General features: G+C 44.7%; 23 protein-coding genes and 1 pseudogene. 11 read left to right on the top strand and 13 right to left on the bottom strand.

Annotated elements, in window-relative coordinates; all coding sequences use genetic code 11:
* Positions 1-178: 178 nt before the first annotated feature.
* The gene (gene rpsN, locus QT990_RS32205; protein WP_333055623.1) at positions 179-481 is read left to right on the top strand and encodes a 30S ribosomal protein S14; all 303 of its coding nucleotides are present in this window, start codon (positions 179-181) and stop codon (positions 479-481) included.
* A 204-nt stretch (positions 482-685) separates the two neighbouring features.
* On the opposite strand, the gene QT990_RS32200 is transcribed toward rpsN, so the two are convergent.
* Complete coding sequence (locus tag QT990_RS32200; protein WP_332953433.1) at positions 686-1,015, bottom strand: hypothetical protein; 330 nt, start codon at positions 1,013-1,015, stop codon at positions 686-688.
* A 46-nt stretch (positions 1,016-1,061) separates the two neighbouring features.
* Between QT990_RS32200 and aat the strand changes: the two genes are divergently transcribed.
* From aat to leuS, 3 genes are all read left to right on the top strand, one after another.
* On the top strand, positions 1,062-1,658 hold the full coding sequence (aat, locus tag QT990_RS32195; protein ID WP_445252085.1) for a leucyl/phenylalanyl-tRNA--protein transferase: 597 nt from the start codon (positions 1,062-1,064) through the stop codon (positions 1,656-1,658).
* A 100-nt stretch (positions 1,659-1,758) separates the two neighbouring features.
* Positions 1,759-2,481 (top strand): Uma2 family endonuclease, encoded by a 723-nt coding sequence (locus QT990_RS32190; RefSeq protein ID WP_333144980.1) that lies wholly within the window; start codon positions 1,759-1,761, stop codon positions 2,479-2,481.
* Positions 2,482-2,731: 250 nt separating this feature from the next.
* Positions 2,732-5,287, top strand: coding sequence for a leucine--tRNA ligase (leuS, locus tag QT990_RS32185; RefSeq protein ID WP_333144981.1), 2,556 nt, complete (start codon positions 2,732-2,734; stop codon positions 5,285-5,287).
* 82 nt (positions 5,288-5,369) lie between these two features.
* Here the strand turns inward: leuS and QT990_RS32180 are convergent, their stop codons facing one another.
* Positions 5,370-6,173, bottom strand: coding sequence for a helix-turn-helix domain-containing protein (locus QT990_RS32180; protein ID WP_333144982.1), 804 nt, complete (start codon positions 6,171-6,173; stop codon positions 5,370-5,372).
* Between the two features lie 171 nt (positions 6,174-6,344).
* On the opposite strand from QT990_RS32180, the gene QT990_RS32175 reads away from it, so the two are divergent.
* Positions 6,345-7,349, top strand: a complete 1,005-nt coding sequence (locus tag QT990_RS32175) for a site-specific DNA-methyltransferase (protein ID WP_333144983.1) — start codon at positions 6,345-6,347, stop codon at positions 7,347-7,349.
* A gap of 38 nt (positions 7,350-7,387) precedes the next feature.
* The gene (locus QT990_RS32170) at positions 7,388-8,284 is read left to right on the top strand and encodes an alpha/beta hydrolase (protein ID WP_333144984.1); all 897 of its coding nucleotides are present in this window, start codon (positions 7,388-7,390) and stop codon (positions 8,282-8,284) included.
* Positions 8,285-8,521: 237 nt separating this feature from the next.
* Here QT990_RS32170 and QT990_RS32165 read toward each other — a convergent pair whose 3' ends face one another.
* The gene (locus QT990_RS32165) at positions 8,522-9,331 is read right to left on the bottom strand and encodes an SAM-dependent chlorinase/fluorinase (RefSeq protein ID WP_333144985.1); all 810 of its coding nucleotides are present in this window, start codon (positions 9,329-9,331) and stop codon (positions 8,522-8,524) included.
* 18 nt (positions 9,332-9,349) lie between these two features.
* On the opposite strand from QT990_RS32165, the gene QT990_RS32160 reads away from it, so the two are divergent.
* Positions 9,350-10,198, top strand: coding sequence for a DUF3598 family protein (locus tag QT990_RS32160; RefSeq protein WP_333144986.1), 849 nt, complete (start codon positions 9,350-9,352; stop codon positions 10,196-10,198).
* A gap of 154 nt (positions 10,199-10,352) precedes the next feature.
* On the opposite strand, the gene QT990_RS32155 is transcribed toward QT990_RS32160, so the two are convergent.
* Together QT990_RS32155 and QT990_RS32150 are read right to left on the bottom strand one after the other, a co-directional pair.
* On the bottom strand, positions 10,353-11,030 hold the full coding sequence (locus tag QT990_RS32155; protein WP_333466217.1) for a GIY-YIG nuclease family protein: 678 nt from the start codon (positions 11,028-11,030) through the stop codon (positions 10,353-10,355).
* A 360-nt stretch (positions 11,031-11,390) separates the two neighbouring features.
* Positions 11,391-12,254, bottom strand: a complete 864-nt coding sequence (locus QT990_RS32150) for an aldo/keto reductase (protein ID WP_333466216.1) — start codon at positions 12,252-12,254, stop codon at positions 11,391-11,393.
* A 310-nt stretch (positions 12,255-12,564) separates the two neighbouring features.
* On the opposite strand from QT990_RS32150, the gene tnpC reads away from it, so the two are divergent.
* A complete protein-coding gene (tnpC, locus tag QT990_RS32145) occupies positions 12,565-13,755 on the top strand; it encodes an IS66 family transposase (RefSeq protein ID WP_333466218.1) in 1,191 nt (396 codons plus the stop codon).
* Between the two features lie 169 nt (positions 13,756-13,924).
* Here the strand turns inward: tnpC and QT990_RS32140 are convergent, their stop codons facing one another.
* A complete protein-coding gene (locus QT990_RS32140) occupies positions 13,925-14,719 on the bottom strand; it encodes an ABC transporter permease (protein WP_333144989.1) in 795 nt (264 codons plus the stop codon).
* Between the two features lie 447 nt (positions 14,720-15,166).
* Here QT990_RS32140 and QT990_RS32135 point away from each other — a divergent pair, with 447 nt between their 5' ends.
* Entirely contained in the window at positions 15,167-16,240 is a 1,074-nt protein-coding gene (locus tag QT990_RS32135; RefSeq protein WP_333144990.1) for a radical SAM protein, read from the top strand.
* Between the two features lie 502 nt (positions 16,241-16,742).
* On the opposite strand, the gene QT990_RS32130 is transcribed toward QT990_RS32135, so the two are convergent.
* The 5 genes from QT990_RS32130 to QT990_RS32110 all read right to left on the bottom strand — a co-directional run bounded on the left by QT990_RS32130 (position 16,743) and on the right by QT990_RS32110 (position 18,167).
* Positions 16,743-16,865 (bottom strand): hypothetical protein, encoded by a 123-nt coding sequence (locus QT990_RS32130; protein WP_333144993.1) that lies wholly within the window; start codon positions 16,863-16,865, stop codon positions 16,743-16,745.
* 15 nt (positions 16,866-16,880) lie between these two features.
* The gene (locus QT990_RS32125) at positions 16,881-17,078 is read right to left on the bottom strand and encodes a hypothetical protein (RefSeq protein ID WP_333144994.1); all 198 of its coding nucleotides are present in this window, start codon (positions 17,076-17,078) and stop codon (positions 16,881-16,883) included.
* Complete coding sequence (locus QT990_RS32120) at positions 17,075-17,371, bottom strand: type II toxin-antitoxin system RelE/ParE family toxin (protein ID WP_333144995.1); 297 nt, start codon at positions 17,369-17,371, stop codon at positions 17,075-17,077. Before QT990_RS32120 ends, QT990_RS32125 begins: the two co-directional genes overlap by 4 nt.
* Positions 17,368-17,658: a hypothetical protein gene (locus tag QT990_RS32115; RefSeq protein ID WP_333144996.1), complete on the bottom strand. Its 291-nt coding sequence runs from the start codon at positions 17,656-17,658 to the stop codon at positions 17,368-17,370. Before QT990_RS32115 ends, QT990_RS32120 begins: the two co-directional genes overlap by 4 nt.
* 332 nt (positions 17,659-17,990) lie before the next feature.
* Positions 17,991-18,167 carry a hypothetical protein gene (locus tag QT990_RS32110; protein ID WP_333144997.1) on the bottom strand — a complete coding sequence of 59 codons (177 nt, stop codon included), beginning with the start codon at positions 18,165-18,167 and terminating at the stop codon, positions 17,991-17,993.
* A 187-nt stretch (positions 18,168-18,354) separates the two neighbouring features.
* Between QT990_RS32110 and QT990_RS32105 the strand changes: the two are divergent.
* Positions 18,355-19,537, top strand: a pseudogene (locus tag QT990_RS32105) (RNA-guided endonuclease InsQ/TnpB family protein).
* Between the two features lie 74 nt (positions 19,538-19,611).
* Entirely contained in the window at positions 19,612-19,806 is a 195-nt protein-coding gene (locus QT990_RS32100) for a hypothetical protein (protein WP_333148313.1), read from the top strand.
* Between the two features lie 93 nt (positions 19,807-19,899).
* Here QT990_RS32100 and QT990_RS32095 read toward each other — a convergent pair whose 3' ends face one another.
* Both QT990_RS32095 and QT990_RS32090 read right to left on the bottom strand, forming a co-directional pair.
* Positions 19,900-20,115, bottom strand: a complete 216-nt coding sequence (locus QT990_RS32095; RefSeq protein WP_333148311.1) for a hypothetical protein — start codon at positions 20,113-20,115, stop codon at positions 19,900-19,902.
* A gap of 263 nt (positions 20,116-20,378) precedes the next feature.
* Positions 20,379-21,968 carry a glycoside hydrolase family 57 protein gene (locus QT990_RS32090; protein ID WP_333036521.1) on the bottom strand — a complete coding sequence of 530 codons (1,590 nt, stop codon included), beginning with the start codon at positions 21,966-21,968 and terminating at the stop codon, positions 20,379-20,381.
* Positions 21,969-22,268 lie beyond the last annotated feature (300 nt).

Here is a 22,268-nt window from a genome sequence, read left to right as displayed (position 1 = left end):
TTATTGTGGAACAGGCATCTTGCCTGTTGCTAAAAATGTTAATTTATTGTGGAACAGGCATCTTGCCTGTTGCTAAAAATCTTGTTGACAAAAGAAATAATTCAAATAAAAGAGATCCAAAATGACAAAAATATAGTAAAATAGTAGATTGTGATTAATCTAAGGATATCAACAGATTATGGCTAAGAAGAGCATGGTCGAGCGCGAGAAAAAGCGCCAGAGACTCGTAGACAAGTACGCCGACAAGCGGGAAGACCTGAAAGACCAGTTTGACCAAGCTACCAATCAGATGGACAAAATGGCGATTCACCGCCAACTACAACAGCTACCCCGCAGCAGTTCGCGGACTCGCTTGCGGAACCGCTGCTGGGCAACTGGACGCCCCAGAGGTTACTATCGTGACTTCGGACTGTCTCGCAACATGATGCGAGAAATGGCTCACGAAGGTCTTTTGCCCGGTGTTGTGAAGTCTAGCTGGTAGCACGAAGAAAGAAGGAAGGCACGACACGGATGATGACACGGATACACGGATGATGTTTTTCTGAAATTGTCGTGTTTCTGGAGATTTATTCTAAAGAAAAAGGAAGAAGGAAGAAGGAAAAAAAACTTATAAATAATCGGCAAGATTATGTTTGGGGTTGATTCTTGTTTCAGACTTATGAGTTAAATTTTCCTCCTTCTTGCTTCACTGGCCACAGCATTTATCGATGCCTAGACTATCGAGTAACAAGTCGCTGACGGCATTGGCGATCGCAAATTCGCCGTAGAAGCTTTTAGAAAAATCATAGGCCTGCATTTCGGTGACGATCGCAATTACGAGGCTGCCCACGTCATTCTCGCCTTCCATACGCTGGCGAACATAGATTTGGGCAGCTCTTTTAGCTATTTGCTGGTTGGCTGCTTCTGGGATAAACTCGGAGTCTAGCCATGCCAGCAGCGTTTGTTGGAGCCATTGGCCTTCTTGTTCGGGGTTTTTGGCGGGCGGTAAGGTAATAGGTTCAATGGTTTCAGACATGATTATTCCTAATTGCTAATGTTGACTTTGAAAAGTTAACTGAGAAATGACAACTGATAAATATATGCAATATGATATACCGACAATTATACAAGGATATGCCCAAGGCTACTTCTTGATGGCAAATGACGGCGAGGAAAGTTTGGGGTGGTATTCCAGCCGACAGCGGGCGCTGATTCCCCTGGATGAAAGATTTACCTATCCGAAATCCCTGCGTCGCCAAATCAATCAAAATCGATTTTCGGTGGCTGTGAACCGCGATTTTGGGGCGGTGGTTGAGGGTTGTGCCGATCGCGAAACGACTTGGATTTCTAAGGAGCTCAAGAAGATTTACTGGGGTTTGTATGAGGCCGGTTGGGCTTACAGCTTCGAGACTTGGTGCGGGGACGAATTGGCGGGCGGTATTCTCGGATTGTCGATCGGCGGTGCGTTTATTGGGGAGTCGATGTTTTACCGAATTCCCGATGGTTCTAAGGTGGCGATGGTGAAGTTGGTGGAGAGATTGCGCGATCGATCTTATCTGATGTTCGATGCTCAAATGAACAATCCGCACTTGGAAAGATTCGGAGCTTATACTGTTAAGGAAAAACTGTATAACACTCTTTTGCAAGCAGCTTTGAAGCGCCGCTGTTTCCTATTTTGAATATTAGGTCAGTAGGGAAATGGCATTGCCATTTTAGGCTCGAATAGTGGGTTCAAACAATAGTATAATTAAGCTCATATACTTCTCGGAGACAACCACAATGCAAGTCACAACCGAAGAAATTATTTATCCATCCAGCGACGGTCAACCAATGGCAGACAGCACAATACAATACAAATTAATTGTCACAATCAAAGAAGGTTGCGAATCGCTGTTTGAAGATGATCCCAACGTGTTTGTAGCCGCCGATTTACTTTGGTATCCGGTTGAAGGTAGACCAGATATTTCTCAAGCGCCGGATACGATGGTGATATTTGGTAGACCAAAAGGCGAGCGACGTTCCTACATACAATCTCGCGAAGATAATATTGCTCCCCAAGTCGTCTTTGAAATTCGCTCCCACAACGATAGTAACACAAAAATGAACAAGAAACTTTCATTTTACTATCGTTATGGAGTCGAGGAGTATTACCTTTACGATCCAGAAAGAAATCAGTTAGAAGGTTGGCAAAGAATTGAAGGAATCTTAGAACCGATTGAACCGATGGAGGGATGGATAAGTCCCAGACTGGGAGTGCGGTTTGAGTTGCCAGAAGAAGGGTTAGAAATCTATCGCCCTGATGGAGAAAAGTTTCTTTCCTATTCCGAAATAAATGCAGAGCGGCTATTAGAGCGACGGCGCGCCGAACAAGAATTTCAGCGTGCAGAAGAAGCCTCGCAGCGCGCAGAAGAAGCCTCGCAGCGGGCCGAACAAGAAGCTCAAAAAGCGGAACGTTTAGCCGCCAAACTGCGCGAATTGAACATCGATCCTGATAGCATCTAAGCTCGAACTAGGAGAATAAACCCGGTTTGTCAAAGAAATCGGGTTTCTGGGGATAGCAGTTATTTACTTTTTTCAGGGCGAACGGGGATATTTGGCCGATCGCCCCCCAGCTCAAATTACCTATACTACAATATATAATACAGATATTCGAGCCAAAATCCTTGGCGCTCAGAAAAATCAGAATCGAAGCCCCTTGAATGTGTAAAAATACTGAAGCAAACATTACTAAACCCTGCACGGAGCAATTGTTGTGGATTCCAGATATAACCCCCAATCCATAGAAGAAAAATGGCAGCAGACATGGGCTGAGCAAAACTTAGACCAGATGCCAGAAGATACCCAAAAGCCTAAATTTTATGCCTTATCCATGTTCCCCTACCCGTCGGGAAACCTGCACATGGGCCACGTCCGCAACTACACAATTATTGATGTAATTGCCAGACTCAAGCGAATGCAAGGCTATCGGGTATTGAATCCGATGGGGTGGGACGCTTTTGGTTTGCCCGCAGAAAATGCCGCCATCGAGCGCGGAATTCCCCCGGCAAAATGGACGTATGAAAATATTGCCCAAATGAAAGGCTTATTTCGCCGTCTCGGCATTTCCTTTGATTGGACAAAAGAAGTTACAACTTGTTCTCCCGATTATTATCGGTGGACTCAATGGATTTTCTTACAATTTTTAGAAGCAGGATTAGCATATCAAAAAGAAGCGGCAGTTAATTGGGACCCGATCGACCAAACAGTCTTAGCAAACGAACAAGTAGATAACGAAGGACGTTCCTGGCGTTCCGGTGCCAAAGTCGAGCGCAAATTATTGCGGCAGTGGTTCCTCAAAATTACCGATTACGCCGAACAGTTATTAAACGACTTAGACAAATTGCCAGATTGGCCAGAAAGAGTCAAATTAATGCAAGCTAACTGGATCGGCAAATCAGTCGGCGCTTACTTAGAATTTCCGATTGTCGGAATGGATGAAAAAATCGCTGTTTTCACCACTCGCCCAGACACAGTTTACGGCGTCAGTTACCTTGTTTTAGCGCCGGAACATCCACTAACTCAGCGCGTGACAACCGCAGACAGAAAAGCGGCCGTAGAAACCTTCATCAAAGAAGTCGCCGCCCAAAGCGAGATCGATCGCACAGCCGAAGACAAACCAAAGCGCGGTATCCCCACAGGCGGCAAAGCAATCAACCCTTTCAACGGCGAAGAAATTCCCATTTGGATTGCCGATTATGTATTGTACGAATACGGCACCGGCGCAGTTATGGGAGTACCCGCCCACGACACGCGAGATTTCAAATTTGCCAATCAATATCAACTGCCAATTAAAGTAGTAATTGTGGATGATGATGAGCTGCCATTGAGCGAAGCTTACACCGAACCAGGAATTATGATTAATTCCGAAAGCTTCAACGGCATGGATTCAATTAAAGGCAAAGCAGCGATTATTCACCATGCCGAAAATGCAGGTTATGGCAAAGCCCGCATCCAATACCGCTTGAGAGATTGGTTGATTTCTAGACAGCGTTATTGGGGCGCTCCGATTCCCGTAATTCACTGTCCCACCTGCGGGACAGTACCCGTACCCGCATCGGATTTGCCCGTATTGTTGCCGGAAAATGTACAATTTACTGGCAAAGGTTCGCCCTTGGCAAAGATGGAAGAATGGGTAAACGTTCCTTGTCCGAGTTGCGGGACTGCGGCGAAGCGGGAAACAGATACGATGGATACTTTTATAGATTCTTCGTGGTATTTCTTGCGCTATCCCGATGCTCAAAATCAAGAGCAAGTCTTCGATACGGCAAAGACAAATGATTGGATGCCCGTAGACCAATATGTCGGCGGCATCGAACACGCAATCTTGCACTTGCTGTATTCGCGGTTCTTTACCAAGGTTTTGCGCGATCGGGGTTTGATCAATTGTGACGAACCATTTAAACGCCTGTTAACTCAAGGCATGGTGCAAGCAATGGCCTATAAAAATCCTGTTACTGGCAAATACGTTCCCCCAGCAGATATAGACCCCACAAATCCCAAAGATCCTCAAACTGGCGAAGCTTTGGAAGTCTTCTACGAGAAGATGTCCAAATCAAAATACAATGGCGTTGACCCCTTGCAAGTTATGGGCAAATATGGGGTAGATACGGCGCGGATGTTTATTTTATTCAAAGCGCCCCCAGAGAAGGATTTGGAGTGGGACGACGCTGATGTGGAAGGGCAATTTCGCTTTTTAAATCGCGTTTGGCGCGTGGTTACAGAGTTTGGTGCACCCCCCCCTGCCCCCCCTTCGCAAGGGGGGGAGAAAGAGGTTTTAAGTAAACCTGAGAAGGATTTGCGGCGGGCGATTCACACTGCAATTAAGGAAGTGAGCGAAGATTTGGAGGGCGATTATCAGTTCAATACTGCTGTTTCGGAAATGATGAAACTCAGCAATGCTTTGAATGATGCTAAATGTAAAGATTCGCCAATTTATGCAGAAGGAATTAACACTTTGATTCGCTTGTTAGCGCCTTTTGCGCCGCATATTGCTGATGAATTGTGGCACAATACTGGTAACAGTGAATCGGTGCATACGCAAACTTGGCCGAGTGTGGATGCTTCTGCGTTAATTACCGATGAAATTACGCTGGTAATTCAAGTTATGGGCAAAACTCGAGGCACAATTCAAGTGCCTTCTGGTGCTGATAAAGCTGCGTTGGAAAAGTTTGCTCGCGAGTCTGAATTGGCTAAGCGTCACCTTGAAGGTAAGGAGATTAAAAAGGTAATTGTGGTGCCTGGAAAGTTGGTTAATTTCGTGGTAGCTTGAGGGTAAAAATCGCTACCTGTAGGCAAGCTATCGTTTCTACACAAACACAACCTAATCCCCTTTAAACACTATCGGGCAACTATTATTTACTATAAGAGTAGACAAGTTGCCCTTTTTTTACTAACTTTAAGGGAATTTTAGGATTGTTTAGCGGCTCGTTTCTTAGCCTCACCTTTTCTTCCCATTCTTTAAATTTAGGTTCCAGCATTTCAGGTGTAAGTTTATAAATCTCTTTGAGAGTTATGCCTTCATACAGTCCAATATACCAAGCTTCTACTCGGCGATACTTGTCAAGTATAATTTCATTCAAATGATGGTGAGTAGTGACCCCACCGCTTCTATTGAGAGCAATATTTATTGTTTTAAGTTCGTATTCTTTTCCTTCAGCATCAATAGCATCGTTTCCTTCACGTCCAGGCGATATCCGCAGCCCTAAAAGAATTAATAACTGTAAAGTCTTTCCCCCGTTATCTTGAAAAATATCCGCAATACCATATTCACTAGCCAGATTTTGCAATTCTTGGATGCTTTTCATAGCATTTTCTAGCCGTTTAGCATCTGAAATGCGTTCTGCTTCCGTGGTAACAGCCTCTTCAACAGGCTCTACAACTGACGGAGAAACTGGTTCAGCTATTAGGGTGTTAATGAGAGCTGTACTTTCGCCGCTTTGGCTAAAACTGATTAAATAAGTAGCGGGTACATCGAGCGCTTCAGCTAGAGCGAAAATAACTTCAAAGGATGGCGATCTTTCACCGCGTTCCAATAAGCTGATATAGTCAGTAGTCTTGTCTATGAGTTCTGCTAACTCGTCCTGTGTCATCCTTTTTTCTCTGCGTAACTGACTTACCTTGACTGCAAATTGTTGTCTGGCTTCTTTGTAATTCATACCCCTCACAATTCATAAAAACGAACTGAAAGTTCGCTTTTTGAATGGTACGAAGAATTTATACACAAAACAACGAACTGAAAGTACGGATTTAGTAACACTGAGAGTACGGATTTTGATATAATGACAGTAGGCTGTGTCTTTTGTACCTTAAACTAATCTAAATTAAGCATGAGTAACATTTTGCCCGCTCCAATTTACACCACCCAATACGGTCAATCTTATTTGGGAGATTCTCTTCATCTCCTGAATAGTCTTGCTAGCAATTCTATAGATTTGGTGATTACATCCCCTCCTTTTGCATTGCAACGCCAAAAGAGTTATGGAAATGAGGATCAAGATTTATATGTTGATTGGCTGCTGGGCTTTGCTCCTGAAATTAAAAGAGTTCTTAAGGATACTGGAAGTTTTGTTATAGACCTTGGAGGTGCTTATCAGAAAGGAATACCTGTACGGTCGCTGTATAATTACCGCGTACTTATTAGGTTATGTGACGAATATGAATTTAAACTTGCTCAAGAGTTTTTCTGGTTTAATCCTTCAAAACTTCCATCTCCTATAGAGTGGGTGAATAAAAAGAAAATCCGGGCAAAAGATTCTGTGAATACTGTTTGGTGGCTTTCCAAAACGAATCAACCTCAAGCGAATATTACTAAAGTCAAAGTAGAGTATTCTGAGAGAATGAAAAAACTTTTGAAAAATGCTGATGAATTTTACACGCCCAAAGAACGTCCTTCCGGTCACAATATTAGCGATCGATTTGCCAAAGATAATGGAGGTGCTATTCCATCTAATTTGCTAGAAATTTCTAATTCTGAAAGTAATTCTCAATACTTGCGTTGGTGCAAAGAGTTTAATGTTAAGGCGCATCCGGCACGTTTTCCCCAAAGATTACCGTCATTTTTTATAAATTTTCTTACTGAACCGGGAGACTTGGTAGTAGATATTTTTTCTGGTTCTAATACTACGGGTTTTGCAGCAGAAGAATTATCAAGAAACTGGATAAGCTTTGAAAAAGAAAAACAATATGTTGCTGCATCAATATTTAGATTTTTGCCTCAAGAATCTTTTGGGCAAGCGGATACAATATACAACCAATTGTTAACTGAGGAAGCATCAGGATTGATTTTACCTCAAAATAGGCTAGTTTTTGAAGTTAATAATTATTGTTTTTAATTTGGCTAAACAGCCAAAATTTTATTTGAGTTACCACAATGCTCGAAATACAAAATAGATACAGACATTGTTTGAAGTTGCTATTTTTAATAGGAAAGATTTGGGCGATCGCCTACATTGCTTCCTGTATACTCTTGTTTTTTCTGCAAACTCGTTTGATCTTTCAGCCAACACCTACAATCGCCAAAACACCGGATGCTTTTAACATCCCTTACCAAGAAGTTTGGTTGCCAGTTAAGGGTCGATCGCGCAAAATTGAAAAACTTCACGGTTGGTGGCTGCCCGCCGCAAATCGAAAATCATTAGGAACTTTATTGTACCTGCACGGCAGGGGTTTGAACATCGGTGCGAATATCAGTCAATCTTACCGCTTTCGGCAATTGGGTTTTTCTGTATTGCTGATTGATTACCGGGGTTACGGCCGCAGTCAAGGCAGTTTTCCGAAGGAATCACAAGTATATGAAGATGCTGAAGTTGCTTATAATTATTTAGTTAAGCAGCGGCAATTGTTGCCTAGCCAAATTTTATTTTACGGTCATTCAATGGGAGGTGCTGTTGCTATTGAGTTAGCAATCAGGCATCCAGAAGCTGCTGGCTTGATTGTCCACAATTCGTTTACTTCTATGGTGGATATGGTGGAAAATAATGCTTATATGCGATTTTTTCCGGTGCGGTTGTTGCTGACGCAAAGGTTTGATTCTCTGGCTAAGGTCAAATCACTGCGAATGCCGATTTTGTTTGTTCACGGGATTGCCGATCGTTTTGTTCCTGCTACTATGAGCAAAAAGTTATATGCTAGTTCTCCTGAATATAAAAAAATTTTGCTAGTTCCTAATGCTAGGCACAATAATGGAGATGCTTTTTTTAATAATCCCGAATATCGCCAAACTATTGTGGATTTTGCCGAAAAAGTAATCGATCGAAAAAAACTATGACTTACGCACTCCGCCTTCATAACCGGGTTTTTCACCGCATCTGCTGGTTACAACAAAGTTTTTTCGTAAAAAACCAGGTTTCCGAGCACCCATGCGTATAGCGGTTCTCAATAAAATGAGGTACACACCGCTCACAACTGATGCCCTATGCCCTATGCCCTATGCCCTATGCCCTATGCCCTATGCCCTATGCCCGCGAGAGCACCTCATGTTACTGAGAAAGGCTATAAGTCCTATTTAATTGTTAGTTTCAAAAAGTAATTGCACGATCGCTCCGCATTCCAATTTTAATACAGATTGAGCGCTGCCGCCATTAACGGCAATTTCTACCCAACCGTCAGAACCAGTTATGGCAATTAAATCGCCCGGTTCGGTGTCGCTGTAGGTTTTACCGCTGGGGATGCGAATTGCATCAGAACTATTGCTAATTGTCAATGACCAATTGTTACCTATAATGCAATTATTCGGGATATTAGTAATTAGATTGCCAAAGCGATCGACATATTGAATGCAGCCTGCTGCACCTGTGGCTGTAACGGCACAATTTGGTATCTCTAACTCTACTAAACTTGCAGGGTCGATCGCCCCTCCCAAGTCTTCCAACGCCACCCCGTTGGCCAAGTGAGCGCCCGCTGCTGCAAAAATATCGCGACCGTGAAAAGTGCTGCTGGGTTGAGGTGTGCGCCAGTATTGAGAATTCGTGAGTTCGACAGAGGATCTCGCACTTTCCCGACTCAACACCCCGCTAAACAACCCGTTATCCGGCCCGACAAGAAAGCAATTAGCACATTTAATCGCAACCGGGCGTCTCTTGCTTCCCACCCCCGGATCGACGACAGCAACGTGTACGGTTTCCGGCGGAAAATAAGCAAAAGCAGTCATCAAACAAAACCTCGCCGCCGCAATATTTTGAGAGGGTATTTGGTGCGTAATGTCAATGACTTTTAACTGCGGGTTAATTTGGGCGATCGCACCTTTCATCACTCCCACATAAACATCGCTTAATCCAAAATCCGTAAGCAGAGTTATAATTCTATTTTTAGACATATATCCAAAGGTAAAAATATGGTATCACAATGGGAAAACTTTCTGCAAAACTTGGGAGAATGGCACGGTTCCTTCACTCAGCTATCAACGCGAGGAGAGGTACTTCAAGATACTCCTAGCATTATTTCTCTCGAAGGCTTCAATGACAACAAAACAGTGCGATTGAAACTGCGTCGGTTTTCCCCAAATCCTAGCGGTGTCGGCGAACCGGAAGTCAGCGAACTTGTTCGAGAATATCAAAGTTTGGGACGAGATATCCTATTTTTTGAGAATGGAGCTTTTTCTCAGGGTACTATTCAACTAGCGCCTTTTTCAGAGTGCGGTGCCGAGTTGAGTTTTATCTACAATTATCGTCGGTTGCGCTTCCCTCTGACATACAATACCGACGGCAATTTATCCAAACTTATCTTAATTCGGGAAAAGCAGCTTGATAAAAATGTCCCCGAACGTCCGCCTTTAACTGTTGAAGATTTGCTGGGAGAGTGGGAGGGCGAGGCCGTGACAATGTATCCTGATTCGCGTTCTCCTGACTTTTCTTCTACCAATTTACAATTGCATTTAGAAAGTAGCGATCGCCTAGTGCACAAAATCACTTTTGGCAGTAATGCTAGTGTTATCACTTCTAGCGCCACCATAGACGGTTCAGTTCTGCACTTTAACGAAGGTGCTTCACCCGTGCAAGTTGTGCTCCTTCCTGACGGCGGTTCTTGCACTTTACCTGTCAAGATTGAATCCAGAAAACCTATATTTTTCGAGGCCGGTTGGTTGGTAGAACCTGACTTGCGGTTTCGGATGATTCGCAGTTACAATGAGCGGGGTGAATGGGTAAGTTTGACTTTAGTTAAAGAACGAAAAATTAGTCATTAGTAATTTAGTCATTAGTCATTAGTCATTAGTTAGTAGGGGCGGGTTTTACCCTAAATATTTATAGGTAACTCAGGAAATAGATAAACCCGCCCTTTGGATTTGATGCTCTTCCAGTCCACTTTACGGCGGAGGAAAGTTTATGTAGCAGCTAATTTTATTTGCGGGACTTTGTTTCCTGGGTTTGCGATTGAATCACCGCACTCCAATCATCATTGTTAACAGCCGCTTCCAAATCCTTAGCGCGTTCGCCGTCATTTTTGGCTGCTGTTTCTAACTCTTTGGTAAGACTAGAATCTGCCATTGCTTTACGCAATTTCAGCTTCTTTTCCTCATAAGCTTTTTGTTCCTCAGCAGACATTGCCGATCGCGCTGCTTGACCTACCGTAGCCGCCCACATTTCGCTGTCAGCACCGTTCCCAGGCGGAATGCTGCCAATTTCTGCTATCCAAGCATCCCGCAAACTTTCCATTTCTTCCCGCTTCGGAAATTTGAAAGTTTGCACGCGCAGGAAAGCGCAATTTTCGACGCCATTTTGGGCGATGTGACCGTTGATTGAAAGCAGGATATTTCGCGAATAACCGATAAACTGAGTGTTGCGGGAAGTGTCCATTACAGCGTAAACGCCGGCGACTTTCGCGTTAGTTGCCAAATCGCGCCATGTATCGATCGACATTACTTGCGTGCCGTCATTTTCTAATTCAGAAATAGTCGCTGCTGCGCTGTGTTCTGCATCGGAACTGTATAAAAAGTTGTGCAGTCCTTCATGGGCGACAGGTACGTTTTGATGTTCAATTGCTACGTCTCGATCGGCATTCACTTGATTAGCTTCCATTAAACTCAATTCCTCAAAAAATGTCAACTTTACTCATTAAATCTCACTTTCAAGGGCGGGTTTTCCAACCCACCCCACAATAAAGTTCTCTTTGTGGAACAGGCATCTTGCCTGTTCTATTGTTTTTTTTGCCCTTATATAGCAATCCTAAATGAGATGTAGGGGTAGTGCTAAGAGTGCCTACCCCAGCATCATGGGGGCAACCACGGGGGGTTTGCCCCTACAAGAATTACACAAATGATGCGAGGATTGCTATAGCGGTTCTCAAAAAAGTGAGGTATGCCCACGGAGGCCACGGAGGCCACGGAGGCCACGGAGGCCATGAGTACCTCATATGAGAGCTCGAGAGGCTATATATACTTAACTTACGGCAATTTGTTGCAATTCCTCGTCAGTCAATTTAACTTCGAGCGCCTGCACAGAGTCCTCAATACTCGATACTTTGGTCGCACCGGGAATCGGAACGACGCAGGGCGATTGAGCCATCAACCAAGCTAATACTATACAGTAAACTGAAACGTTTTTTTCTGCTGCTAATTTGGCGATCGCGGGCATATCTTGCAAGCTGGTGACGCGGCGGCTTCCTCCCAAAGGACTCCAGGGAAAAAATGTCAGTTTTTCGGTTTCGCAATATTCCAGAACCCCGTCTGATTCCGGCTGTCTGTGCCACGGATTGTACTGATTCTGCACGGAGACAACTTCTACTGTATCGCGGGCACGTTTGATCTGCTCTACAGAAAAGTTGGACACTCCAATAAATCGAATCATTCCTGCTTCTACTGCTTCTTTTGCAGGTGCTAGGGCTGCTTCGATGGTATAAGCAGGATCGGGCGAGTGGTACTGCCAAAGGTCGATCGGTTCCTTGCCGCCCAATGCTTCAAAACTTTCCCGAATTGTCTTGCGTAAATGGTGGGGGTTGCCATTGCGCGTCCACGCACCTTGAGGCCGCATTAAGCCGCCTTTAGTGGCGATAGTAACGGCGCGAGTATCTCCGGTGTACTGTTCCAAAGCTTTGGCAATCAACTGCTCGTTGTGGTGTTTATCAGATTGATCTTGGCAGTAGGAATCTGCTGTGTCAATTAGGGTGACACCCAAATCGAGGGCGCGGTGAATTACCGCCATTGATTGATCTTCGGGGGGCCGGCCGCTTAAGGACATTGGCATACATCCAAGACCGATCGCGCTGATAGTAAAATTACTGTTACCCAGTTTTTTTCTTTTCATTGGTTTGCCTTCTTGTGCGTGGTTTATTTCCAGTTTACATTTCCAGGATAGGTTGAAATCTTACATTTATTGTAATTGCTCAACCCCCTTGACAAGAGAACGAGATAGACATTAGATAAAGGAATGAAAAAACTCCCTGACCTAAAGCAACTATCGGACGAGGCCAAAGACGCCTTGATAGTAAAGCTATGGCAGGAAATCCAAAAACTGCGCTCCGCATTAACCACTGACGAATCAAAACCAGACTCATCGCCCGCTAAAACCAGCTCGAATTCCAGCACTCCACCATCATGCATGATTTAAGCCAAACATCCGACCATCGAAAATAGAAGGACTCAAAAGACAAAAAAGCGTAGGCAGAGCAGGAGGGGGAAGATACCTACATCCCGAACCCGACCAAATCATTATCGCTCAAATCAAGAGTTGTCCCCAGTGTGGAGAAACAGTCACTGCCAAAGCCCAAAAATTGCAATCCGTCTATGACAAAATAGAACTACCACCAATTCGTCCGATCGTCACGCGCATCGAGCGTTACGGTGGTCGCTGCACCTGTTGTCAAACCGACTATCTTGCCCCCGTACCCGCAGGAATGGAACCGGGTTCACCATTTGGCAGTTCAATTCAAAGCCTGGTTACGTATCTGCGCTACACTCATGCCATCAGCTACGAACGGCTGTCGGGAATCTTAGCAGAAGTTTTTGGGCTCAAGATTTCAGAGGGAGCAATCGCCAACCTCTTGGGTACCGTCAAAACCAGTTTAGACGCTCAAGTAAATCAAATACTACAACGGTTGCGGCAGGCAAAATTAATTTGCTCGGATGAAACCAGTGCCAGAGTGAACGGACAAAACCAATGGGAGTGGGTGTTTCAGAACCAAGATATTTGCCTGCATGTCATCCGTCCCAGTCGAGGGGCTGGAGTAATTAGTGAAGTTCTCGGGGAACATCGCCCGCAACTGTGGGTATCAGACCTATTTAGCGCTCAAAAAAATCACCCAGCAGCACAATGGCAGGTGTGTTTAGCCCATCAACTGCGGGATTGCCAATATGCCATTGATGCAGGAGACAAGATTTTTGCCCCAGCAATGAAGAGGTTATTATTAAGGGCTTTTGTCATCCATCGACGACGCGACAGGATGGACGAGGCAAGGCTGGAGGGATATCGCAGCAATTTACGAGAAAGATTAACCAGAATTTTGAGTTTAATGCCACATCAACCGGATGGCGTCCGGTTGCGAAAACGCTATGGCAAGCTGATGGATAATTTGTTCTTATTTCTGGAAGATGCGGCAATTCCACCGACAAATAATTCTAGCGAACAAGCGATTCGGATGAGCGTGATATTTCGCCGTGTGACCAATTGTTTTCGTTCAGAATGGGGGCGAGATTTATTTGCGGCGGTTCGTTCAGTTGTGAATACTGGTAAAAGGCAAGGCTTAACCGCTTATCAAGCTATTCAACAAGCCCTTTCTATTCATGGCTCCCTTTTTTCCCCTAGTTGAGCAATTACCATTTATTTAACTATCTAAGTAAATAGACAAAAATATTTTTTAGATAAGCTGTTTTCCATTGAAAATGTATATTTCAATTCCCTATTCCCCGGTGTCAAATCCTCTCCCTCTCAAACATAATAGACAATCTAGATGTGCAGCCGCTTACCTACCTACTTAACTAGCTGGAAGCGCTGGTGTAAAAGCGGAGTGCAAATTGCCAGAAGTAGCGGGAGAAAAATAACAGCCCGATCGCCAATATTCCCGCCCCTGCGATCCAAACGATTTCACCTCTCCCCAGCATGGCTTCTGCAGGCACAGTCGTCAAGAAGGCAACGGGAACTACGAAGGTGAAGAAAAATCGATAAGCTGCGGGATAAGCTGCCATGGGAAATCTACCCGCTTCTAACAATCCTTTGAGGACTTCGGTAACATTGTAAATTTTGACAAACCAAATGCTGGTGGCCCCTAACATAAACCATATACTGTAAAGAGTAATAGTTCCGAAGAACAGCGGTATTGCTGTTAAAAAATAGTTGCCGATTGCTACTCCCAATTTGTTTCCAGCATACAACAGCAATACGATGCCCAAGATTAAATCTGGCATTCCCCAAGGCGAAACTGTGTTTGCAGATAGCCAGAATTGGGAACTGATGGGTTTGAGGAGTACGAAATCGAGAGTACCTTGCTGGACTCGATCGACAATACGGCTGAGATTAGGTGCTAGAAACGTTGACGAAAACCCCTGCAAAACCGTAAAAATGCCGAGTACAACTAAAGCCTCTTCCCATTTCCAGCCCGAAAACGTGTAGCCGGTACGGTAGAACAAAAATAGCCCAAACAAGCTGCCAGTAAGATTTCCGAGGCTGCTGATGGTCGCGAGGACAAAGTTGATTCGGTATTCTAGTTCCGCTGCGATCGCCGCACCCCAGAACATTTTCAGTACGTGCAAATATCGTCCCATGTTTATAGCCATTTTTTGCCGTGTAAATACTTAAATTCCCATATTGTAAAGCTTGTGTGAAGTTAACTGCTGTACTGGCTACTCATTTCACTATAACAATAAATTATTGATACCGCTTGCCTACGTAGTTTTACTGACAAACTGTATTAAGTTATTTAACCAATTTTAAATATAAATTACAATTATTAATTAAAGTCAATCTTAAGCCCATATATTTTGGCAATTATTAAGCCGAATTCATGTCTTCACACAAAGCCTCGCTTGATACATTGGAAATACTAATATGTTACAAGTTTTAATATTATAAATATTTCAAAAACATCTAGCCATACCCAAACGCAACACTTAGGATGGGGCATACGTACTCAAAAGGAATACGTAATCAGGAATGCGTAATTATACGCACAAAAGAGGGATCGAGGAATTGACCTAGCTAACAACACGTAAGGAAAAAAAGACATGGATGCTTTAACATTATCGAGACTGGGCGTCAAGCACACCAAGAGTGCAGTAGCCGAATCGCTGCGGATCAATACAGGATACGACGTGACAAGCCCAGTCACTTTTTACGGGATTGTCAACGAGCGCTGCAATGTTAAATGCCGCCAGTGCGAGTATTGGCGACTCAAAGAATATAAAGACGAAATGACGATCGAAGAATGGCAAAATGCCCTCTTGAGCGTCAAAGACTTTGTGGGCGAATTTTCAATCAACTTTAGCGGCGGCGAACCTTATATTAAAAAAGGTTTTCTAGACTTGCTGGCCTTTGCGAATAAAAATGGCATTCACGCCGGCGTCACCACCAACGGCTATTGCATGACCAGGGAAAACGCAGCCAAAACTGTCGCTGCTCGTCCTTTTAATGTGAATATGTCCGTTGACGGGCCGAACGCAGAACTGCACGATTATTTGCGGGGTCAACCCGGATTGTTCGATCGGCTTTCTAAAGGAATCGGCTATCTGCGCGAAGAACAAGAAAAACAGAACGTCTTGTTTCCGATCAACGTCAAACCGACAATGAACCGACTCAATTTCCGCCACCTCCCGGAAATAGTCACCTGGGCTCAGGGAATTGGGGCGACGACGGTGAACTTCCAATCCGTCAACCGCTGGACGCCAGAAACATACGAGGAATTGTGGATTGAAAAAGAAGACATGGAGGAATTTTCACAAGTAATCGAGCGGCTAATTGAAATGAAGAAGAACGGCGCTCCGATTATGAACAGCGATGAAGTGTTGCGATTGATGATTCCTCACTTTGCCGAAGAAACAGCTCCTGATTCAACTCGTCCTTGTCGCGTTGGACTGCGAAATTACTGGATTGATACGCGCGGCGATGTGAAATTGTGCGATGAGTTTCCGGTGATTGGTAATGTGAAAAACGCCAGCGCCCGCGAGATTTGGTACGGCGAAAAAGCTCAGGAAGTCCGCCGCGATACTTTGAATTGCGGCAAGCTTTGTCTGATTACTTGTGTTTCGCAGAAGACGATTTTGGACAAGGTGAAAATGGGGATGAAGTTATTAAAGAATTGAGGTTTGACCAGTGTTAATATTGCTTCTGTTCATGGTTGCCGGGTTTTATCAGAAACCCGGTTTTTTGTTTAATGAATTGTATTCCTGTTCGGTTGGGCTAAAGGATGCGGGAATGCCGTTTCCCTACGAATACAATGTTTTGTATCAGTCGTAGGGTGGGTGACGGTGAAAAATCATTGCACCGCAGCCCTTTACTAAGCTGTTCTGCATTTAAATTGTCTGTCAAAAAACAATCTAACTCTTGTGGGGTGGGCGTCCCGCCCGCCCTGAATATGCAATTTAAAGGCGCGACAGCTTATTGACTCTCACGCACCGCTTTACCTGGGCAATATTTTTCTTACCAGCCGCAGGATTCTGGGGGATATTTTTCTCGCCAGCGGCAGGCTACCCAGTATCAGCAGGCCGAATATTAAACCGAAAAGCAAACTCCAGATAATCGTCGCGGTGAAGGGATGAAGCGGGAGGGAAAAATCGGGTTGCTATTTAATCGGTGTATCTTTGATTAGGGGATAGCTGACCCAAAAGATTTGTCCGCCGCCGATCGCAGTTCCGACAAAAATATGATATTCTCAAGTTGGCGAGATCGCTTTTTCTCTTTGTCTTCCTTCTTCCTGCCGATTTCCATTTGTTCTCGCTCGCGCTAACATTCCCTCTCTTGCTGCTCCCGGTTCAATTCCACCTGTGCGATTGCCACCATCCCGCGAATTGTGGATGTTGTGTGCTGGAACAAATCTTGATTAGGAATCAGGTAGTTTAAGTATTTTTCAATATCCCTTTCCATGCCAAAAGAGCGATCGACCTTCCCAGACACAATAGCGAGCGCATTGCTTTTACTCAATCAGTATTGAAAACATCCTGCAAGTTACGATAACCACTAATAACGCGCAAAATCTCAATACCATCACCAACTATTTGATAAAAAATGATGTATCCCATCAATGGCACACCACGTAAACTGGGAGAAAATTGTGAATACGATCGCCCCAAATATGGAAACTGTGCAATCTGCTGACATTTTTTACCAAATCCTTCCACAAAGCGCTCTCCTGCATCCACGCTTTGCGCCAAAAAGTAATCGGAAATTTCGGATAAATCTCGACTCGCTTCGAGCGTAATAAGCAAGCGATTCATGCTCTTAATTCTCTGGCTTTTTTCACTTTATCTCTAAGTTGAGCTAATACATCGTCTGGATTGAGCAACTCACCCCGTTGTGCTTGTTCTCGTGCTATATCGATTTTCTTCCCAGTTTCTTGTACCCACGCTAAATAGTTTGGGTTGTTGCCGTCATCGGATAAAGTAACATCATCGATTAATAACAGCAAGGCTGTGTTAATTGCTTCTTCAAGGGAGGGATATTGACCGTGCTTTACTAAAGCTTCAAGGACTTGGGTTTGCTCTTGGCTCAAGGTGATTTGCATTGTTACCTCGGATGGGGGCAAGGGTTGGACAATACTTCTACTGTATCGTATTTTATTACAAAAATGCGTGAAGCGAAGCTATCCCGTAGGGAATCGCTCTTGACTGTGGCAGATAGAAAAAGGCGATCGCCCGCGCATTGAGAAATAGAAATAAAGGATCTCGTCCTTTCCATATCAAAAAGAGCGATCGCCTGGGGGTTGAATTAGTAGGTTAGTCGATCGCACTAGCTCTACTTTTTGCCCAAAAAATGCCATTACCAACTAAAAGTTAAAATCTGTCTCGATCGGCAACTACTTACCGCGCCCTGGCTTACAGTCTGCAAAGCCCAACGCTAAGCGAGTCGATCGAGACAACTGGCGATCGCCATTTCCACGACAGCTTCGATGGGATACTCAATAGCCGCCGCGCGGGTAATGAGGGCGATGCGGATGCGATCGGGTAGGTAAGCGAGGATGGATTGAGCGTCAGCCGGAATTTGGCGGGCTGCTTGCGGTTGTCCGTCGCTCATCAAGATTGGGAGCGATCGCAACTGAGCGCTGCTAATCTGAAGGATGCTATTATAGATTAACAGTTACCAAGAAACTGGGTCTAAAGCCCCGTCCTTATAGGACGGCTTTAATTATAAGTAATATGAATAATTATTAAATATACAGACTTGTAAGTAAAAGTTTTAGCAAAAGTGAGAGACTATTCCAATGATAGTTTTAGAGTTTAAGTTGAAGGGCAAAGCGGAACAATATCGAATCATAGACGACATGATTCGGACGGCTCAATTTGTCCGAAATAAAACTCTTAGACACTGGGTAGACAATCAAGGAATTAAGTTAGTAGACCTGTACAAACAATGCGCCGTGATGGCGAAAGAGTTTGAATGGGCAGGCAAGCTTAATTCGATGGCACGTCAGGCTTCCGCCGAACGTGCCATTTTTGCTATACAACGTTTCTTTGCTAATTGCAAAGCTAAGAAACCAGGAAAAAAAGGCTACCCGCAGTTCAAGAAATACACCCGATCTGTGGAATATAAAACTTCGGGATGGGAGCTTTCTACCGACAAGAAATGTCTAACATTTAAAGACGGCTTTGCTGCCGGAAAATTCAAGTTAATTGGTAGTCGGGATTTGCATTTTTATGCGCCTGGTGAGATTAAACGAATCAGAATTGTGCGCCGCGCCGATGGATACTACGCCCAATTTTGCATCAATGTGGAGAGGAAAGAGGAACTTGTTCCGACTGGTAAAGCCACTGGGATAGACGTTGGGTTAAACCACTTCTATGCTGATAGCGACGGCGAAACAGTTCCTAATCCTCGGTATCTCAGAAAAAGCGAAAAAGCTTTGAAGAGATTGCATCAGCGAGTTTCTCGGAAAAAGAAAGGTTCCAAGAACCGAAAAAAAGCGATTAACAAGTTAGGAAGAAAGCACCTGAAAGTCAGTAGGCAGCGTAAAGACTTCGCCATAAAGACGACGCCCGGCGTGGTAAAATCTAACGATTTTATAGCCTACGAAGACCTTCAGGTGCGGAACATGGTGAAAAACCATAAGCTCGCTAAATCAATTAGCGATGCAGCTTGGTCACAAACTTGATCATTATTTGGAATATTTTGGAAAAGTGTATGGCAAAACAGTTATTGCTGTTCCACCACAGTACACTTCCCAGGATTGTTCAAACTGTGGCAATTTAGTTAAGAAAACCCTGTCAACTCGAACCCATATTTGTGATTGTGGTGCGGTATTAGATCGCGACCATAACGCCGCAAAAAACATCCTAGCAAAAGGGTTGAAGCAGGCAAAAATCAATTTAAATACGGTGGGGCACACCGGAATTCACGCTGGGGGACAGACCGATCTCTACTTGCTGGTGGTAGCAAAACAGAGATAAGTTCGACTGGCTGATCCAAGAATCCTCGTGCCTTTAGGCCGAGGAGTGTCAATATGTCTTTATAGGTAAATGACATGAACGCTAAAGAATTGCTCCTTAAAGAAATGGATAATATCCCCGAATTTATATTAGAAGAAGTTTGGGATTTTCTGCAATTTCTCAAAGCAAAGTATGATAAAGATAAGTTAGAAGCAAGCCTGCTGAGTGAATCTTCTTTGCAAAAAGACTGGTTAAGATTAGAGGAGGATGAAGCATGGCAGAATTTGTAAAAGGTGATGTGATAGTTGTTCCTTTCCCATTTTCAGATTTAACACAAGCCAAGCGCCGACGCTCTAGTAATAGCAACTTTGGCAGGAGACGATCTAATTCTTTGTCAAATTACTAGCCAGACGCTCGCCGATCGCTATGCTATTAGCCTTCAAAGTAGTGATTTTAGTGAGGGTGGACTTAACCAAACTAGCAACATTAGACCTAATCGCTTGTTTACCGCTGAGCGATAAATTATACTTTATAAAGCTGGTAAGCTTAAACCTGAGAAGTTGAACGAGGCGATCGCCAAGATAGTTGAAATTCTTCACCAGTAATTCTCTATTGTCCAGCGTTCCTCAGCTCAAAATGCTGTTTGACTACATTGTGTTGTGCGATCGCCTGCGCGTTGAGAAAAAGACATAAAGTGCGATCGACCTTTCGATGTCAAAAAGCGATCGCACTCACACTCTCAACCAAAGATCGCCCCTCTCATTCCACTCATGGCGATCGCCCCATTACCTATAATTTTAATTAACATCCTGTCCCTCCCTTAAGCAGGGCTGGGGGGACAGGATGGGAGGGGAAACGAGCCTTAAAGCGATCGATAAACGCGATAGTTAATTTCCGGGAAAATATTATCAATCTCCTCAACCTTCTCCAACCAACCCGAATCAACTTTCCCTTCTTTCACTTCATCGTAAAGCTTGTGAAAGCGCATTAAGTGCGATCGAGTCCGGCGCACTGCATAGGGCACCATCGTCCCTGTACGCATGATAAATGCCCAGTCAGAAGATTGAGCTAGCAGCACTTCCCGCGCCGCCTGGTTCAAAGCGCGCCACTGCAATTCATCCGCAGGTTCCATGCTTCCCAACTCAATCATCCGTTCCGCAGCTTTGTGCAAGTGCGGGTAAATCCAAGCATTGGTATCGTTGAGCCAATATTCGTGGAAACCCCGGAAACCCCAGCTAGACTGAGACGGGCGGCACACTTGCTGAGTCGGATTTCCCCGCAAATAATCGGCTAAGTGCGTCATCTCGTAGGTATTTTGGTCGTACCAACTCTTGCGGAACAGGTAATCTAAGAACCAAGGCCCTTCGTACCACCAGTGACCGAAAAGTTCGGCGTCGTAAGGCGAAACAATAATCGGCGGACGCTGCATAATCCCGTTGAGGTGTTCGACTTGGCGTTCCCGGTTGAAAGCAAAGTTGCTGGCGTGTTCGGCTGCTTTTTCCCTTGCCCAGTATGGATCGTACAACTGTTTATCGCCTAAACCCAATCCGCGACCGGTGATTTTGTGATATTTAATCCCGGTATTTTTCCGCTGGCCGTTGGGCATGATGTAGGGCTTAATGTAATCGTAGTCAGCTTCCCAACCCAAATCTTTGTAGAATTCGCGGTATTCGGCCGCGCCTGGATAGCCGACTTCGGAAGACCAAACCTGCTGCGAGGATTCGTGATCCCGACCGAAGGCTGCGACTCCGCATTCGGTGAAAATGGGGGCGTAGCTGCCGTAGCGGGGACGCGGGCGGGCGTAGAGGATGCCGTGACCGTCTGTGAGAAAGTAGCGGAGGCCTGCGTCGGCTAACATCCGCTCTAAGCCTTCATAGTAGGCGCATTCGGGCAGCCAAATGCCTTTTGGTCGGCGACCGAAGTTTGCTTCGTAGTTGTCGCAGGCTACTTGAATTTGTGCCCAAACTGCTTCGGGGTACATTTTCATCAGCGGTAGGTAGCCGTGGGTGGCACCGCAGGTGATGATTTCGAGGTTGTTGGTATCTTGGTGTTCTTTGAAGGCTTTGACTAAATCTCGATCGTACTTTTCCCAAAAGTTGCGGACTTGAGAGAAATGGGCGGCGTAATGTTCTGCCAAGTAGCGGAGGTGCCCGTTTCCGCTGTTGTGTTCGATTTCGAGATCCGCTAATTCTTCGAGTTTAGCCAAGTGGTCGTCGAAGCGGTCTTGCAGCAAGGGGTCGCGCAGCATTGCCACCAAGGGCGGCGTCATGCTCATGGTAATTTTAAAGTCGATGCCGTCGCGCTTGAGCCCTTCAAAGACTTGCAGCAGGGGAATATAGGTTTCCGCGATCGCCTCAAACAGCCATTCTTCTTCTAAAACGTAGTCGCTTTCGGGGTGGCGAACAAAGGGCAAGTGGGCGTGGAGAACGAGGGCGAGGTAGCCAATAGTCATAATGATTTGGATGCCGTAGTTATTAACTGACGCCTGTTAGGGACAGCTTTAAAATATTTTAAGATTTTATGCTGAAACGGGACTCACAAAATGCCGTGTTTTTTTAACTCCTCGCTCCTGTTGTCCCCCGCTATAACTGTACCCAGTGTCTTCGGTGGGATGAAAGGCAGGGAGATTGTAGGTACGGAAATCTCCAAATCTTTATTTTTGTAGATATTTTACTCAATACTTCGGACAGTTTTGGAACAGGGACGCTCCCCGAACAGAGACAAAAAATCCCTGGAATTTTAACCGAAACTC

Origin of the sequence: Microcoleus sp. T3_B1 (assembly GCF_036700445.1) — a bacterium.
Lineage (GTDB): Bacteria > Cyanobacteriota > Cyanobacteriia > Cyanobacteriales > Microcoleaceae > Microcoleus.
This window is presented reverse-complemented; position numbering and strand designations above follow the sequence as displayed.